14 protein-coding genes are annotated in these 16,160 nt (G+C 55.0%); 5 read left to right on the forward strand and 9 right to left on the reverse strand.

Annotated features, from left to right (window positions below; translation table 11 throughout):
• The 3 genes from HZS52_RS08100 to aguA all read left to right on the forward strand — a co-directional run bounded on the left by HZS52_RS08100 (nt 1) and on the right by aguA (nt 3,955).
• Nucleotides 1-1,407 (forward strand): aminotransferase, encoded by a 1,407-nt coding sequence (locus tag HZS52_RS08100; protein ID WP_223828091.1) that lies wholly within the window; start codon nt 1-3, stop codon nt 1,405-1,407.
• A 74-nt stretch (nt 1,408-1,481) separates the two neighbouring features.
• The gene (locus HZS52_RS08105; protein WP_190374513.1) at nt 1,482-2,828 is read left to right on the forward strand and encodes a Na+/H+ antiporter NhaC family protein; all 1,347 of its coding nucleotides are present in this window, start codon (nt 1,482-1,484) and stop codon (nt 2,826-2,828) included.
• Nucleotides 2,825-3,955, forward strand: coding sequence for an agmatine deiminase (aguA, locus tag HZS52_RS08110; protein ID WP_190374514.1), 1,131 nt, complete (start codon nt 2,825-2,827; stop codon nt 3,953-3,955). The genes HZS52_RS08105 and aguA overlap by 4 nt, the downstream gene beginning before the upstream one ends.
• Before the next feature lie 72 nt (nt 3,956-4,027).
• On the opposite strand, the gene HZS52_RS08115 is transcribed toward aguA, so the two are convergent.
• The gene (locus tag HZS52_RS08115) at nt 4,028-5,146 is read right to left on the reverse strand and encodes an alkene reductase (RefSeq protein WP_190374515.1); all 1,119 of its coding nucleotides are present in this window, start codon (nt 5,144-5,146) and stop codon (nt 4,028-4,030) included.
• A gap of 182 nt (nt 5,147-5,328) precedes the next feature.
• On the opposite strand from HZS52_RS08115, the gene HZS52_RS08120 reads away from it, so the two are divergent.
• On the forward strand, nt 5,329-6,084 hold the full coding sequence (locus tag HZS52_RS08120; protein WP_180089754.1) for a FadR/GntR family transcriptional regulator: 756 nt from the start codon (nt 5,329-5,331) through the stop codon (nt 6,082-6,084).
• Nucleotides 6,085-6,104: 20 nt separating this feature from the next.
• On the opposite strand, the gene HZS52_RS08125 is transcribed toward HZS52_RS08120, so the two are convergent.
• From HZS52_RS08125 to HZS52_RS08160, 8 genes are all read right to left on the reverse strand, one after another.
• Nucleotides 6,105-7,364 carry an allantoate amidohydrolase gene (locus tag HZS52_RS08125; protein ID WP_190374516.1) on the reverse strand — a complete coding sequence of 420 codons (1,260 nt, stop codon included), beginning with the start codon at nt 7,362-7,364 and terminating at the stop codon, nt 6,105-6,107.
• A gap of 52 nt (nt 7,365-7,416) precedes the next feature.
• On the reverse strand, nt 7,417-8,118 hold the full coding sequence (locus HZS52_RS08130) for a DUF1028 domain-containing protein (RefSeq protein WP_190374517.1): 702 nt from the start codon (nt 8,116-8,118) through the stop codon (nt 7,417-7,419).
• A gap of 18 nt (nt 8,119-8,136) precedes the next feature.
• Nucleotides 8,137-9,531, reverse strand: a complete 1,395-nt coding sequence (locus tag HZS52_RS08135) for a YfcC family protein (RefSeq protein ID WP_022521668.1) — start codon at nt 9,529-9,531, stop codon at nt 8,137-8,139.
• 172 nt (nt 9,532-9,703) lie between these two features.
• Nucleotides 9,704-10,075: a hypothetical protein gene (locus HZS52_RS08140; protein WP_190374518.1), complete on the reverse strand. Its 372-nt coding sequence runs from the start codon at nt 10,073-10,075 to the stop codon at nt 9,704-9,706.
• A gap of 161 nt (nt 10,076-10,236) precedes the next feature.
• A complete protein-coding gene (locus HZS52_RS08145; protein WP_190374519.1) occupies nt 10,237-11,424 on the reverse strand; it encodes a M24 family metallopeptidase in 1,188 nt (395 codons plus the stop codon).
• A 69-nt stretch (nt 11,425-11,493) separates the two neighbouring features.
• Nucleotides 11,494-12,234: a sulfite exporter TauE/SafE family protein gene (locus HZS52_RS08150; RefSeq protein ID WP_190374520.1), complete on the reverse strand. Its 741-nt coding sequence runs from the start codon at nt 12,232-12,234 to the stop codon at nt 11,494-11,496.
• An 11-nt stretch (nt 12,235-12,245) separates the two neighbouring features.
• Nucleotides 12,246-12,926 carry a transglycosylase SLT domain-containing protein gene (locus HZS52_RS08155; protein WP_190374521.1) on the reverse strand — a complete coding sequence of 227 codons (681 nt, stop codon included), beginning with the start codon at nt 12,924-12,926 and terminating at the stop codon, nt 12,246-12,248.
• A gap of 87 nt (nt 12,927-13,013) precedes the next feature.
• A complete protein-coding gene (locus tag HZS52_RS08160) occupies nt 13,014-14,432 on the reverse strand; it encodes an aminotransferase-like domain-containing protein (RefSeq protein ID WP_190374522.1) in 1,419 nt (472 codons plus the stop codon).
• 278 nt (nt 14,433-14,710) lie between these two features.
• On the opposite strand from HZS52_RS08160, the gene HZS52_RS08165 reads away from it, so the two are divergent.
• Nucleotides 14,711-16,126: an APC family permease gene (locus HZS52_RS08165; protein WP_190374523.1), complete on the forward strand. Its 1,416-nt coding sequence runs from the start codon at nt 14,711-14,713 to the stop codon at nt 16,124-16,126.
• Nucleotides 16,127-16,160 lie beyond the last annotated feature (34 nt).

Raw genomic sequence — 16,160 nt, forward strand, 5'->3', positions numbered from 1 at the left:
ATGACGATGACTCAACAGCAGGCGAAAGGCTCTTACGACGCGCAAGACCTTTGGCAAAAAGATAAAAATCACTTTATCCATCCCTTTACCGACTTCAGTGTGTTCCACGAAAATGGCTGTGACTTAATTACCGACAGTGATGGTATCTATGTCGAAGATGCACACGGCAACCGCTTTATCGATGGGATTGCCGGCCTGTGGTGTGTCAATGTGGGCCACGGCCGTGCCGAAATTGGCCAGGCGATGGCCGAGCAAGCCACACGCATGGCCTACTTTTCCACTTTTAACAATCTCTCCAATGCCCCGGCCACCGAGCTGGCGGCCAAGCTCGCAGAGCTTGCGCCTGCCCACTTGAACCATGTGTTTTATAGCTGCGGCGGGTCAACGGCAAACGATGCCACCATCCGGCTTGTGCATTACTACTTCAATCGCTTGGGCAAGCCTTCGAAAAAGCGGATATTGTCGCGCACCAACGCCTACCACGGCACCACCTACATGGCGGCGAGCCTGACCGGTATCGCCAGCAATAACTGGCAGTTCGATACGCTTGATCTGGTGACCCATCTGAGCGAAGCCAACTGCTATCGCCGTCCAGAGGGGATGAGTGAGGCCGAGTATTGTGATCACTTGGCCGACGAACTCGAACAAACCATTGACCGGCTAGGAGCGGATAACATAGCGGCCTTTATTGCTGAGCCCATCATGGGCGCGGGGGGCGTGTTGATGGCACCACAGGGCTACCATTCCCGCGTGCAGGCCATATGCCGTGCCAACGATATTCTGTTCATTGCTGATGAAGTGGTGACGGGCTTTGGACGTTTAGGGCACTTCTTTGCCTCAGAAGCCGTGTTTGAAACCCAGCCCGATATTATCAATGTGGCGAAAGGGCTTTCGTCTGGGTATGCCCCATTAGGTGCAACGCTGATATCTGACGCCCTGTATGCGGTACTAAGTACTCCTCAAGGCCCCGGCGGGGTATTGAGCACCGGCTTCACCTATTCCGGGCATCCCGTGAGCTGTGCTGCAGCGCTTAAAAATATCGAAATCATTGAGCGTGAAGGCATTTGTGAGAATGTTCGCGAAGTTGGCCCCTATCTTGAATCCAAGCTCAAAACGCTCGCCTCTCATGAAACGGTAGGTGATATACGTGGCAGTCATTTCATGATGGCGATTGAAAATGTGGCTAATAAAACAACCAAAGAATTACTCCCCGTTGACGCGCGCGTAGGTGACCGCGTGGCCGCTGAAGCACAGAAACGTGGTTTGATTATTCGGCCGGTTGGTCATCTCAATATCATCTCGCCGCCCCTGATCTGGACGCGTCAAGTAGTCGACGACGTCGTTGCTATTCTCGACGAAGCGTTTGCCGCCACCACGCGCTCACTTAAAGCGGATGGTTACCTATAAACACTGCTATTCGGGACGGGCGTTAGCGCCCGTCTTCAGTAGTGACCTACGACAACGATAAAGGGGAATAACCAATGGAAGAGTATGGAGTTTTAAGCCTTATACCCACGTTAGTGGTTTTAGTCATGGCGATTATTACCAAGCGCACGATTGAGTCCCTTCTGGCAGGCGCGCTGGTAGGCTTATTAATGTTTCAACCCCTCAATGTCATTACCCAAGGGTCGGATATACTTCTATCGGTATTGGGTAATGACACGGTGACGTGGGTTATTCTGGTGTGCGGGCTATTTGGTAGCTTGATTGCCTTGCTGGTAAAAACCGGAGGGGTGTTAAGCTTTGGTGATGCCGTTACCCGACGCATCCATACCCGCCGACAAAGCTTGTTAGCTACCTGGGGGCTGGGACTAATCATTTTTGTCGATGACTATCTCAATGCGCTGACCATTAGCGCTTCCATGAAGAAAATCACTGATCGCTTTAACATATCCCGTGAGAAGTTGGCCTATATCGTAGACTCCACTGCAGCGCCGATCTGTATTCTCGTACCGTTTTCCACCTGGGCTGTGTTCTTTGCAGGTTTGCTGGAAGAGAACAATGTCGCTGGTAACGGCATGGAGCTGTACATCCAAGCCATACCGTTTATGTTTTACGCCTGGATAGCGGCGGCGCTGGTGCCCCTGGTGGCACTGGGCATTATCCCCAACCTTGGCCCGATGCGAGCAGCGGAGGCCCGCGCTGAAGCTGGCCAGCCGCAACCAGATGGCGCTGACGACAGCGCGCTGGAAATAGAAGATACAGGCAAAAAACGCCCTCATCTGCTCAATTTTCTGCTTCCCATTGCGACGCTGATTTTCTTCACCTGGTATTTTGAGATTGATGTGCTGCGCGGCGTGATTGTGGCGCTTGCAGTGACGCTAGTGCTTATCGCGGTGCAACGGCTATTAAGCTTTAACGATACGTTTGATACCGCGCTAGATGGTTTCAAAGCCATGATTATGCCACTCGGCACGCTGGTGGCTGGGTTTGTGCTTAAGGAGGTCAATGACCTACTTGGCTTAACCAACTATGTGATCGAGAGTGTTCAACCTTTAATGACCGCGGGTATGCTACCGGCGGTTGTCTTCGTCACCATGGCCTTTCTCGCTTTTGCGACCGCCTCCTTCTGGGGACTGTTTGCCGTGGCGATGCCTATCGTATTACCGCTTGCCAGTAGTATGGATGCGCATATGCCGCTCGTGGTGGGGGCTTTAATCTCCGCCAGTGCCTTTGGCAGCCACGCCTGCTTTTACGGTGATTCTACCGTCCTTTCTGCCCAAGGGGCGGGGTGTACGCCAATGGCCCATGCGTTAACGCAACTTCCCTATGTCCTAATAGCCGCTGCCGTGGCAACCGGCTTCTTTATAGTGGTGGGGAATATATGAAACACGCGACGACCTTTCCTACAACGGCCACCGAACCTCTGGCGGGTGAGCCAACACCCAGAGCATTAGGCTTTTCAATGCCGGCGGAGTTTGCGCCTCATGCAGCCTGCTGGATGCTGTGGCCCCAGCGCCCCGATACATGGCGCTACGGTGCGAAGCCCGCTCAGCAAGCCTTTGTGGATGTGGCTGTGGCGATTGCTGAGAGCGAGACGGTCTTCGTGGGGGTTAACGATGAGCAGTATGAAAATGCCCGCAACCAGTTGCCTGCGCATATTCGGGTGGTTGAGTTGTCCAGCAATGATGCTTGGATGCGCGATGTCGGCCCCACCTTCATTACCCATCCCGATGGGCGACTCGCCATGGTGGACTGGGAGTTCAATGCCTGGGGCGGGTTGAAGGAGGGGCTCTACTTCCCATGGGACAAAGACAAGCGGGTTCGCTGTAAAATCAGTGAGATGCTGGGTATTCAACGATTCGAGGCCCCGCTCGTATTAGAAGGAGGAGCCATTCATGTGGATGGTGAAGGTACGCTCATTACCACGGAAGAGTGCTTGCTGAATCCTAATCGTAATCCGGAGATGAGCCGCGCCACGATCGAACACTGGCTGCAGGAGTATTTAGGTGTCAGTCACATCATCTGGTTACCGCGTGGCTGTTATCTCGACGAGACCGATGGCCACGTTGACAACCTGTGCTGCTTTATTGCGCCAGGCCATGTTGCGCTAACGTGGTGTGAGGATGAGCAAGATCCCCAGGGCGCTATTTGCCGGGAAGCCTTGCGTGTGCTGGAAAACGCCACGGATGCTCAAGGTAGGCGGCTCACTATTCATAAGCTGCCCCAGCCAGGCCCTCTACATATTGCCGAGGATGAGGCCAGTGGGATTGATCGCCTGAACAGCTCGCATCCCCGCTTACCTGGGGATCGCATGGCAGGCTCTTACGTCAACTTTTATATTAGTAACTCGGCCATTGTGATGCCCTTGCTGGATCCTCGTTACGATGAACAGGCCAAAGGCATTCTATCCCGGTTATTTCCCACGAAGAGGGTGATCGGCGTTGCGGCAAGGGAAATACTGCTTGGCGGCGGGAACATTCACTGCATAACTCAGCAGCAACCACGCGTATAGCGTTTCGCAGGAAAAACGCCTTGTTCAGCCACAGGCTGAACAAGGCGTGGTGATAAAAATCACTCTTGGTCGTTACTGGATACGGTCATAGCCATTATTCATAAATGGATAGTCGGTGTATCCCTTCTCATCACCGCCATAGAACGTTTCGTGATTCGGCTCGGTGAGCGGTGCGTTAACGCGGAAGCGCTCGGGTAGATCGGGGTTAGCAATGTAGGGGCGGCCGAAAGCCACTGCATCGGTAGTGTTTTCGCTAATGCGGGCCTCAGCGCGCTCTGCATCGTAGTTACCGCAGTAGATCAGGCTACCGCTAAAGCGCTCACGTATCTGCTCACGGAAACCGTCAGGGAAGGTGATATCGCCACCGGCCCAGTTGGGTTCGTTCAGGTGCAGGTAGGCAAGGCCGCGCTTGGAAAGCTGCTCGGCCATGTAAAATGCCATCGCTTCCGGCTCATCGTCGGTCAAACCAAACAACTCGATAAATGGTGTCATACGGATGCCGACCCGGTCAGCCCCGTAAACGTCAATCACCGCATCAACCACTTCCAGCGGGAAGCGAGCCCGGTTTTCCAGCGATCCGCCATACTGGTCGGTACGCTTGTTGGTGCCCGTCGCCAGGAACTGGTTAAGCAGATAGGCGTTCGCCGCGTGGACTTCGATCAAATCGAAACCGGCACGCTTGGCACGCTCGGCCGCTTGGCGGTAATCTTCGACAATGCCGGGGATCTCGTCAGTTTCCAGCGCGCGCGGCGTGCTGGTGGGGTGCTGACCTGCGGTGCCATCTTCAAACTCTACGAAACACTGGGCGCCTTCGCCTTTCAAGGCACTCGGTGCTACCGGCTGTTGGCCGTCAGGTTGAACCATTTCGTGAGAAACTCGCCCAACGTGCCACAGTTGCAGAGCAATACGGCCACCTTTGGCGTGTACTGCGTCAACAACGCCTTTCCAGCCTGTTTCCTGCTCATCCGTCCAAATACCGGGTGTATACACGTAGCCACGGGCAGTGGGAGATATGTTGGTGGCTTCGCTGATGATCAGTCCCGCTCCTGCGCGCTGGCCATAGTAAGCTTCCTGAATTTCACCCGGTACGCTATCGGGTGTACGCGCACGTGTCAGTGGCGCCATAACAACCCGGTTAGGAATCGATAGGCTACCCAGTTGGAAGGAAGTAAACAGTGTTTCGAAAGCCATCAATTAAGCTCCTTTTGAATGCTTCGATGAAATAGTACGCACCAGAATAGACCAGTTTACTAGTTAGTGCCAGCCAGATATTTTTAAACGTATTTATGCGCTAGATAACCTTTTATGTGGCATCCAAACTCGCGATCTCTCTGGTACTCTTGCTGCTTATTACCAAGGATGTTGTTGATAGCATGTTAAAAAACGCCCCTCAGCGCCGCCCTTATCAGGTGGCGGAAACCATTAAATGCTGGATCGTGGACAGGCACCTAAAGCCGGGTGACCGGCTACCTAGCGAGTCGGAACTGATGGAGACCCTGCAGGTGTCGAAAGGGACAGTGCGCGAGAGTACGCGAGTACTGGAAGCCCAGGGGTTGGTCGAAACTCGCACAGGGCCCGGAGGTGGCGCTTTTGTGCGTGAGATGAGCGAGGCCAAAGCGGTATCGCTATTAAGTAATTACCTGTTTTTCAAAGAGATATCAATCAAGGATATCTACCAGATACGCTTGGCGTTAGAGCCTGAACTAGCCGCTTCGTTAGCGGGGAAAGTGGCTGCCAGCGATATGACACGCTTACGTGAAAGCCTGCATAGTTACGCAGACCCTGCGGACGATAGTGAGACTGAGCGTCAGCAACATCTTGATTCGCTGCATTTCCACCTAATGCTCGCTGAACTGGCCGGTGGCAATCAACTGCTGACATTTATTATCCGCTTCACCATACAGGTGCTCTCAGATCTGACGATCTATCACCGTCTTTATGAGCCAGTTACCCACGATTTAGGACAGACTGGCTGTCGTTATCATGCAGAAATTTTGGATGCCATTGAGCTTGGCGATGCCGAAAGCGCCTATAACATCATGCGCGAGCATATGCTTGATGCCCAACAAGTGATGAATCAGCAGGAGGCTCAGGTACGCCGAGGCTTTTTACCTGAGCCACTAGCGTAACGGGCTGAGGGCGGAAAACGCTATGGACGTGGCAGCTGCTGTAAAAATGCCATGATCACTCGCGTCGCGACTTCGCCGTCTTCGGCGGTAATAGCTTCGTCTGGGTGGTGGCTAAGCCCATCTTTACAGCGTACAAACAGCATGCCGATATCGGTTAATGCCTGCATCGCTAAGCCATCATGCCCAGCGCCGCTAAACATTCGCTCTGCCGGTTGGCCAACCTGGGTGCACGCCTGTTCGAGGGCGGTCATCATCCAGTCTGCACAGGCCACCGCATCGGCGCTGTAAGTGTTTTCAATATTAATGGTTAATCCGCGGCGAGCGGCGACTTCCGTTAAGGCGGCTGTTACGACGTCTCGCCCTTGCTGGCGAATGCTCGCTTTGGGTGAGCGCAGCTCTATCGTGAACGTTACCTGAGCAGGTATAACGTTGACCGCATTGGGGTGGACATCGAGCCTGCCCACCACGCCGACCAACTCATCGGTATTCTGCAGTACGCTATCGATGGCAAGCACCATTTCCGCCGCGCCGACTAGCGCGTCATGACGTATGCCCATCGGTGTAGTGCCTGCGTGTCCGGCCTTGCCGCTTAGCGTGACTTGGTGGCGTTCAATGCCTGTTAAAGCCGTAACGATCCCCACGGCATGATCGCGCTGTTCCAGGATTGGCCCTTGTTCAATATGTACTTCTAAAAATCCCAAGGTGTTGGCAGGGTCGCGGGCGGTAGCGGGGATATCCTCAGGTGTGCAACCGAAGGCTATTAATGCCTCTCGCAGAGAGATTCCCTCGGCATCCTGGGCTTCCAGTTGGTCAGGTGTCACGCTCCCGGCCAGCGCTTTACTGCCGACCAGCGTGGTAGGGAAGCGAACGCCCTCTTCGTCGCCAAACGCGACCACTTCTATCCCGAATGGCAGCGTCACGCCTTCGCGTTTAAGTGCCTCCAAGGCCAATAGCGGTAGGGCCACGCCCAGCATGCCGTCGTATTTGCCGCCTTCTATCACTGAATCTTGATGAGATCCCATAATGAAGGTTTTCTCACCCGCTTGAGCCTTGGGGCAGCGACCCACAAGATTGCCTGCGGCATCCAGTTGGGGAGTAAGCCCCGCGTGTTCCATCCAGCGACTGATTAACGGCAGTACCTGACGATGCGCCTGGGAGCAGAACAGTCGCGTGACACCGGGGCCTGGCTCAGAGTATTGGGCAGCTTCGTCCAGGCGTTCAATCAATGCCGTTCCCAGTTCGCCTTGGTTAAAAGCAGTGTGAGCAACCGTGTTGATCATAAACTCTCCAATAGGTGCTGGCAGAGGGGCCAGCAAAAGAGTAGAAATGCTTTTAGCGCAGCGGCAGTTGACGCCAAAAGGCTTGAAAGTTCTCGGCCATAAACTCATCGACTAACGCCCGCAATGCGCCGACGACGTCCTCCGACCAGTCGATGCGCAAATCGATAGGCGCTTGATGAAAAGATTCGATACGCAGCGCGGCCGAGCGCGCACCGCGCTTATCGCCACCCGCTGATAGAGCAGCATCAAGAGCATCAATCAGATGCGTAAGCAGATGTTGGTCGTGATGAATAGGGAAGCGGGGCGACTCGTCGCGCTGAATGGCAGCGCTGCTATTAGTGGCGCTAAGGCGTAAAAATTGCTCTGCAAAAATCCTCACGACCTCGGTGCTCTGCAGCATATTCCCAGCGGCAGCGACGCTAGGGAAGCAGGTTTCAGCCACTTCCGGCACATTCTCTGCACCTGAATGTGCTGATGTGCGGCCCTGAGAATCCATCACCAAACATTGGCGCGATCCCGAGTCGTTGTCCTCGCTTACGGCGGCTCTAAGCGCCTGCCGGGCGCTGGCGCCCGCGGCAAGTGCTTTGTATATCCGAGCTGGGTACCACGGGTTGGTAAAGCGCCCTTGGGTGGCGCATGCCCCAATGCCTCGCCAACAGTGATGTACATAGCCTCCCACCGCCACTCCGCCTGTAGCGGTGATGGTAGCGACGGTGCCCGTGTCAGGATTGCAATGAACAAGTGAAAGCGTCATCGCGGTTTCCTATGTTGTTCAGTAACCCACGAGATGGCCAATCACCAACCCTACCCAGGCTAATACATACACCAACGCCATAAAGGGCATAATCGCCTTCAACCACTGGGCGTATGAGACGCGCCCCAACGCCAGCATGGCGAGTGTACCGCCAGACGTGGGAACAATCAGGTTCGTTAAGCCGTCACCGACTTGGAATGCAGTGATCATCAACTGACGGCTCATACCCACAAGATCGGCCACTGGAATCAGAATGGGCATTGTCACCAGTGCCTGACCAGAACCGGAAGGGATAAAGAGGTTGATAATACCCTGCACCACACTGGCCATAATCGCGGAAAATATTGACGGAATGCCGTCGATCATAGCGCTCAGCGAGTTAACGATGGTGTCAATAATCACTGCTTGCTCAAGGATGACCTGAATAGAGGCTGCCACCCCGATCACCAGCGCGCCTGCGGTCACGCTGGCTGCGCCCTCCATCATCTGTTTAACAATGCCGTTCGCCGATAGGCCGTTTAAGGCGCCAATGATGATCGCCAGCAGCAAGAACGTGCCTGCAATTTCATTGATATACCAACCGCGAGTGAACACGCCAATGAGCATAGCGACTAGTCCACCCACAAACACGACCATCGTAAGAATGTTGCGTTTGGTGAGAGAGTATTCGCTAAGCGGCTTGCTCAGTGCTTCCGCGTTATCCGGCTCTTCAAACTCCATTTTGACGACGCGTTTGCAGATATACAGCGAGAGCAGTGCAAGTGACGAAAGCACCAGCAACGTACGTAGCCAAGCGCCAGAGAAGGTCGGCAGTTCCGCGATCCCTTGAGCAACCCCCACGGTATAGGGGTTGATGGGCGAGAGCGCAAAACCAATCCCAATACCACCAACGGCCATAGCGGTACCCACCAAACTGGAGCAGCCAATGGCGCTGGCGATGAGAACCGCAATGGGGACTAATGCAATGTTGTTTTCAAACCCGACGGCGACACCAAAAAAGCCGTAGATAAAGGTACCGACGACAATAATCACGTTACGCCGCTCAACGCCAACACGATTAACCGCTACGCCGATCGCGTTCTCTAACGCGCCGGTCTTTTGCAGAATATGAAACAGACCACCGGCGATAAAGACGATAAATAAATACTGCGAGGCGGAGATAAGCCCTTCAGGAATCGCCACAAAAATATTGAAGAGTGGGATGTTGGCAACGTCTTCCAAGTAGGCAAAAGAGCCCGGCACCACCACCGTTCGGCCATCTTGGGTAACACGTTCAAACTCACCAGCGGGGATAATGAAGGTCAGAAAATAGGTAGCAACCAGAATAATAAAGATTAGCACCATGGGGTCGGGAACCGCCTGATACCACTTTTTACGCGAGCCAGAGGCTGCCGCGGTTTGTTGTTCAGCCATGAGGATACCCTGTCTTGTGATGTGTCTCAGCGTTGACGCTCGTTGGCGCCTCACCTTGAATTTATCATGATAAATAGCAGGGTCAAGCAAGGCTGAATTTTCAAACGCCAGGAACGCGCCGATTAGACCGATTTGGAGGCCTTAATCGCACGCTTGTTTGTGGAAAAGGGAATTAACGTCGTTGCCAAGGCCAGCGCCGTTTGGCAGGAGTGTCGATCTGCTGGAGCGCACTAGAGAGTGGCAGCATAATGGCTCCCAACTGGCGATAGCAGACCGCGCTGCTGAGTACCCCTGGGCACTGTTTGAGTAGCAGCTCGCACTGTTGTGAGGCGATATAGAGCTGTTCGGTGACGGCTGGGGCAAACAGCGGCTTGGACTGCTGGCAGCAGCGAGTGAGCTCCCGCGACAGCATGGAAAGCATGCTGGTATCCATCCAGCAGGGCAGCGGGTCTTCCAGGCGGCCGGCAATAGAGTGCTGTACCGCTTCAAAAGAGGTGCGCAAAAATATGACCGTTTGGCGAAGTTGCCGCTGCTCGCTAGTCATTCCACTGCTCCCTCACACTGGTTGCTTCCTGTGGGCATAATGTGGGCATAGACCCGACCATCTACTATTTGAAGTAAAGAGAGTGTTTCTCATTTGCATCTTTGTTGACGATAGCGCTACTCCATCGACCTGTCAATGCTATGGCTATAAGGCGCAGTAGCTTATGAGCCCGCCTCAAACAGCTGCCAGTCGTTATTGGTCAGTGGTTTTGCTCCATTTTCAGTCACCACCACGGTGTCGCTTATGCCAACGCCCCACTGGCCGGGCACCCGCAGGCAGAGTGGCAGGTGAAACACCATGTTGGTTTCAAAAGTGCGGGCCTGCCCTTTGGCGATAAAGCCGGTGCCCTCCACCCAGCTAGGCGGAAACTGAGCGCCCACGGCATAGCCAAAGACACCGGAGAAAAAATACTGGTCACGCTGGGGAGCGAGTAGGGTATCAGCCGCCTGGGCCGCGGCATCAAAGGTATTGCCTGGACGCATGGCGTCGCAGAGCGCTTCAAACAGTGAGCGGCAAAGATCCCGAGTGGCGGAGAGAGCCGGGTTTGGAGCACCCGTCACGGCAGTGCGCATCATGGGTGCCGTATAGCGTTGATAGGCGGCACCGAACTCTAGGAAAACCGGCTCGTTAGGCTGGATAACACGCCGCTTATGATTAACGTGAATCACCCCAATTCGGTGCCCGCTAGTCACAATTGGCTGGAGGCTCATAAACTCGCTGCCGTTTTCGAGCAGCGCTTTGGCGCCCACGGCGGCAATATCGTTGTCGGTCATACCGGGGCGAATGCTCTGTATCGCGGTCTCTAACCCGAGAGCGGTGATTCGTGCGCTCTCTTGCAGCATTTCAAGCTCGGCGGGGCTTTTTACGATCCTAATCGCATCGACCACTGTGCCTGCTTCGCTAAAACGCTCACGGCCAATAGTCTGCATCAGCGCATCGATTACTCCAAAACGCAGCCCGCTGCTCCAGCCATCAATACCAATTTTCGAGCAAGGAGAAAGCAGGTCTGCCAACGGTGTGATGATTTCATCCAGGTTTTCCCAGCGGTAGCCGATGATCTCATCAACCCGGGCGGTGACCACTGCCGCACCGGTTTCAATTGAGGCGACTTGCAGCACTAGCCGCGCTTGGGTGCAAACCAAGCAGGCATGCACCGAGACTTCAAAAGTGTGGTAGCCGGTGAGGTAATTGATATCGGCGGGGTCGGTAAGCAGTAGCGCGTCTAATCCATGCTCTGCCATACCCTTGCGCACCTTCTCCAGGCGCACCTGGTATTCGGCAGCGGGAAAAGGCAGCTCACTTTGGGCGAGCGTTTCCGCAAGGGCTGTGCGGTAGTGGTGGTAATCCATAGCGACCTCCATTAATAGGTAAGGTCAGTATAGGCACCTGCTTTAAGCTCGCTTTTATCTGCCTCAACGCTAGCGAGTGAGTAGGAAGATCCCCTGAAAAAAGTAGAAGACCCCAATACCGGTCACGATCCAGCGCGTCCAGGTGCGGAAGTTGGCATCGGTGAGGCGGTGTAAAATGCGGTTGCCGGTGTGGGTGCCAAAGATCGCAAACGGCGCCGCTAGCAGCACAATGCCCCATTCGCCGGTACTAAGCGCCATGGCGGCGCCGAGATAGAAGATGATTTTAATGCTGTGCGCCACTACCTGAATCATTGCCTTGGTCGCCACGACTTGGCGACGATCCATGCGTGAGCGCACAAAGAATATATCGATTAGCGGCCCGGAAACCCCTGCGGCTATCGTCAAACCGCCAGAGGCGATGCCGCAGCACAGTGCGTGGCTGGCGCGGTTGGCATCCAGGTGAAACCAGCGCTTGGGCAGCCATACCAAAATCGGCATTAGGCCAATCAAAAGTGAGACGCTGGCGGCATTGGGGCTGTAGTTGAACAGCAGAAGCAGGCCCGCGGCGCTTAGTACACCCAGCGTCATAAAAGCGACGATAGGCCAGACAATATAGCGTCGCGATAGCCATGCTCGCGACCCATTCGCGGTGAGCTGTATAACGCCGTGCACCGCCATCGCCGTGCCCGCGGGAAAGATCAGCAGCAGAAACCATAGCAGTACCAATCCGCCCGCCATACCAAACACCCCGGAGAGCATCGAGGTAAAAAACACCACGCTAACCAGGGCAGCACCCATCCATAGTGACATCGTCAGCTTCCTTAACTACGACAGAATGGCCAGATCTGGTAAAACTTGCGGCATTGAAACTCCGCTTCGCAAGCATTGAGCTGGGCTTGGTAACGGTTAGCGCGAGCAGCTACTTGTCTCCCCGCACTCAATACCTGTGGTTTGCCGCGGTAAGAACCCCGCTGATAGCCGCCTGCGCCTTCGTGATAGGCGTAGTAGAGGTGCTCAGGATTGGTTAGCGATATGCCTGCTTGCTGCTGGGAACGACGGTTGTACCAGCCAATAAAATCCGTGGCGTGTTTCATATGAGTACGCCGGGCAAACAGACTGCCCGCTTGATCCTCATACTCCCCCCAAACGGGGTCTTGGGCCTGGGCGTAGCCTTTGGCAGAAGAGGGCCGGGGGCCGGGGATAAAGCCTAGATAGTACTTGCGATCCGGGCGGATATGGCTACGAAACGAAGACTCCTGCTGAATAAACGCCATCTGGGTGGCGATCGGTGTGCCCCACTTCTCCTCTGACTCCTGGGCATAGTCGTACCAGCTTGGCTGCTCGCGGAATATCTCGCAGATATTGCTTTGATCCTGAGGCGGGTTGGGCGCAAAGGTGGCGCAGCCCGAGAGCAGGAGCACAAGACTTAGTGATGCCCAGAGGCGAAGCCTAGCGAAAGCAGCCGAAGAGGCGACGATGAAATTATCAACAGGGTGACGCATAAAAGTCCTTGTGTATAAACCGTTCAAAGCTTGTGGATAAGGTGTTGAGAAACACTTCCTTCCTTACCTGTGCACTATTAATAACGCCTAGCGCAGCAGTGCTTCCAGGCTGCGACGCAGGCGCTGTGCTTCACGCACCAGCGTTTCCCCTGATAGCATGCCGACGCCCATTACTAAGCCGACGCGCGGATCGGTTGGTGCACACACTGGGCTTAATGGACGCACAATTAAATGCTCTTTCAGCAGTGACTGAGCGATTCCCACATCGTTAACGCCCGGCTCAAACTCGACGCAAAGGCTAATAGCACTGCTCGGTGGCGAAACGCTGCGCACCTGCGGCAGCGAACGTAGTTGATCATGCAGCACCTGTTGGCGCCCTAGATAGTCGCGTTGAATGCGCCGACACCAGGCATCCAAATCACCATCAAAAATAAATTGTGCTAGTACGGCCTGATCCAGCATGCGTCCTTCGCGGAATAGTTCACTGCGCAAGCGGTTCATTGGCCCCGCTAAATGACGCGGTACCACTAAATAGCCTAAGCGCAGTCCTGGAAACATCATCTTGGAAAACGAGCCCACCAGCAAGTGGCGCTCCGAGTGCGGGTCAAAGAGCAGATTGGAGTGGTCGTCGCGGTTAAACTCGTAATCATCTTCGACAATATACGCGGGCGCTAGGACATCGCATAAGCGCTGTTTATCCACCGCACTGGTAGGCACGCTGAGCGGGTAATGGTGCGAGCCGGTCAAGTAGGCCAGTTTGACCGGGCCAGGAGCAGGCGGAAGCATGTGCCCCTGACCTGGCAGCCACGCCACCGGTTCGATTTCCAAACCTGCGGCGGTAAAGACGTTGCGCGCTCCCCAGTAGCAGGGCGACTCCATGGCAACAGTGTCGCCCACATCAGCCAGTGCCACGGCGCATAGCTCAATGCCGTTATGGGTACCGTCAGTGATGATGATCTGTTCCGTGTCGCAACTAATATTGCGCCAGCGCGCCAGAAAATCGCGTATCGCGCGCTTTAATGGGCCGTAGCCACCGGTGGAGTAGGAGAGCAGCAGGGCGTTTTGCGGCACCGTCACGCTGGCGTAGAGCTGCCGCCATTTACGCATCGGGAACTGGGCGATATCGGGAATGCCGGGCACGAAGGCGCCGCTTTGGATCATGCTAGCGCCTGGGCCATCCAACACCCGCTGGGCGCGTGATGAGAGCTGTGCATTGCCATGCAGAAGAGGGCTTGGCGTAACGGGGCGGCAGGTCCAGGTGCCTTGGCCGTGGGCGGTTTTAAGCAGTGCCTCCTCGAGTAGCGTATGGATCGCCAGCGCCAGGGTTTGGCGGGCAACGCCAAGGGCATCTGCCAACTGGCGATGGGAGGGCAGACGCAGCCCGGCAGGCCACTGCTGGGTAATGGCTTGTCGCAATGCTTGCTCAATACGCACCTGCTTACTCAACCGTTCCGGTTGGAGTGCATAAAGCTGTACAAGTTGGTGCACGACCTCCTTTCGATCCATCTGGACTCCCCTTAATCCCGCTTAACCCGCTAACGGCGGGCACTTAGACGAAAGCCGTATGAAAATAGTGCACCCTTTCGGTGCGCATGAAAAGTGGTCTAGTCGAACGCAAAAGTGGTGCGTTCGCGTTTTCTCTCCCGCCTGCTAGCGTGTGGCCATCCTGTTTGGCGAAACCGTTAAAAACATGCCTATTCAAAGAGAGGCTGTTAAAACAGGATCAGGATACTGCGCCCCTGAGCGCCTACGACAACATCCAATAACTCGCAGGACAATTTCAAATGACCACATCCTCATCACAACAGGAAGGGCTCGTCCGGGTACTCGCCCGTGGCGATGTATTAGCGCTGGCCTTCGGTGCCATGATCGGTTGGGGCTGGATTGTACTCACCGGTACCGCCATTCAATCCGCTGGCAGCCTAGGCGCCATTATAGCGTTTATTATCGGCGGTTTAGCGATTGTCTTGGTTGGCCTTACCTATGCTGAACTTGCCGCTGCGATGCCCAAAGTCGGTGGCGAGCACGTCTACAGCTACCGCGCCTTGGGCCACTTACCTTCTTTCTTGTGCACCTGGGCGATTATTCTAGGCTACCTAAGCGTGGTGGCCTTTGAAGCGGTAGCACTTCCCACAGTGATTGAACATCTGGCGCCCAACTATGCCGTCGGTCATCTGTGGACGATTGCCGGGTGGGAAGTTAAAGCCACCTGGGTAGCGGTAGGTGTAGGTGGCTCGTTGGTCATGATGATCATCAATTACTTCGGTGTGACCACCGCGGCCCTGCTGCAAAAGGTAGTGACTGGGTTAATTCTGCTGGTGGGGGTCATGTTTGTCACCGGTTCGCTGTTTGAAGGTGAAACCATCAATATGATGCCGCTCTTCACCCAGGCCGATAGCGGCGTGTTTGCAGGCATTGTGGCGGTACTGGTGATGGTGCCGTTCCTATTTGTGGGCTTTGACGTTATTCCCCAGGCGGCGGAGGAGATCAACCTGCCCTATAAAGCCATTGGCAAAGTACTGATGATGTCAGTCATTCTGGCGGTGGTGTGGTATGCGCTGATTATTCTGGCGACCAGCCTGGCGCTCAACAGCACTGAACTGGCGGCCAGTTCACTGAGTGTGCCGGACGCCATGGGAAGCCTGTTTAACGCCGCGTGGGCCAGCAACTTAATGGTCATGGCGGGTATTGCGGGCATTATTACAAGCTGGAATGCCTTCTATATTGGCGGTTCCCGGGCAATCTATGCCCTCGCTAAAGCAGGCATGCTACCTGCGCCGTTTGCCAAGCTGCATCCTCGCTACAGAACCCCTACTAATGCCATCTTTATGATGGGCTTTCTCTCCTGTTTGGCGCCCTTCTTTGGCCGCCCAGCATTGGTGTGGATCGTTAATGCGGGTGGCTTGGGCATCGTATTGGCCTACCTGTTTGTGGCGATCTCCTTTGTGGTGCTACGGGTGCGCGAGCCGGATATGCCCCGCCCATTCAAGGTAAGTAACGGCAAGCTGTGCGGCACCCTCGCTATCATTCTTTCTTTCGGTATGGCGTGCCTCTACCTGCCCGGTAGCCCGGCGGCACTGAGCGTCGCGGAGTGGACTATCTTTGCTGGCTGGGCGGTGCTGGGCATCGTGCTTTACGTGCATGCGCTGCGCACCTACGGGCGTGACTACAGCGATCGCCATATGCAAGTGGATCTGTAAGCCGTCCTACGAGATTTCTGGACTTAAGCTTTTT

This window comes from Vreelandella titanicae, from assembly GCF_014697095.1.
Classification (GTDB): domain Bacteria; phylum Pseudomonadota; class Gammaproteobacteria; order Pseudomonadales; family Halomonadaceae; genus Vreelandella; species Vreelandella titanicae.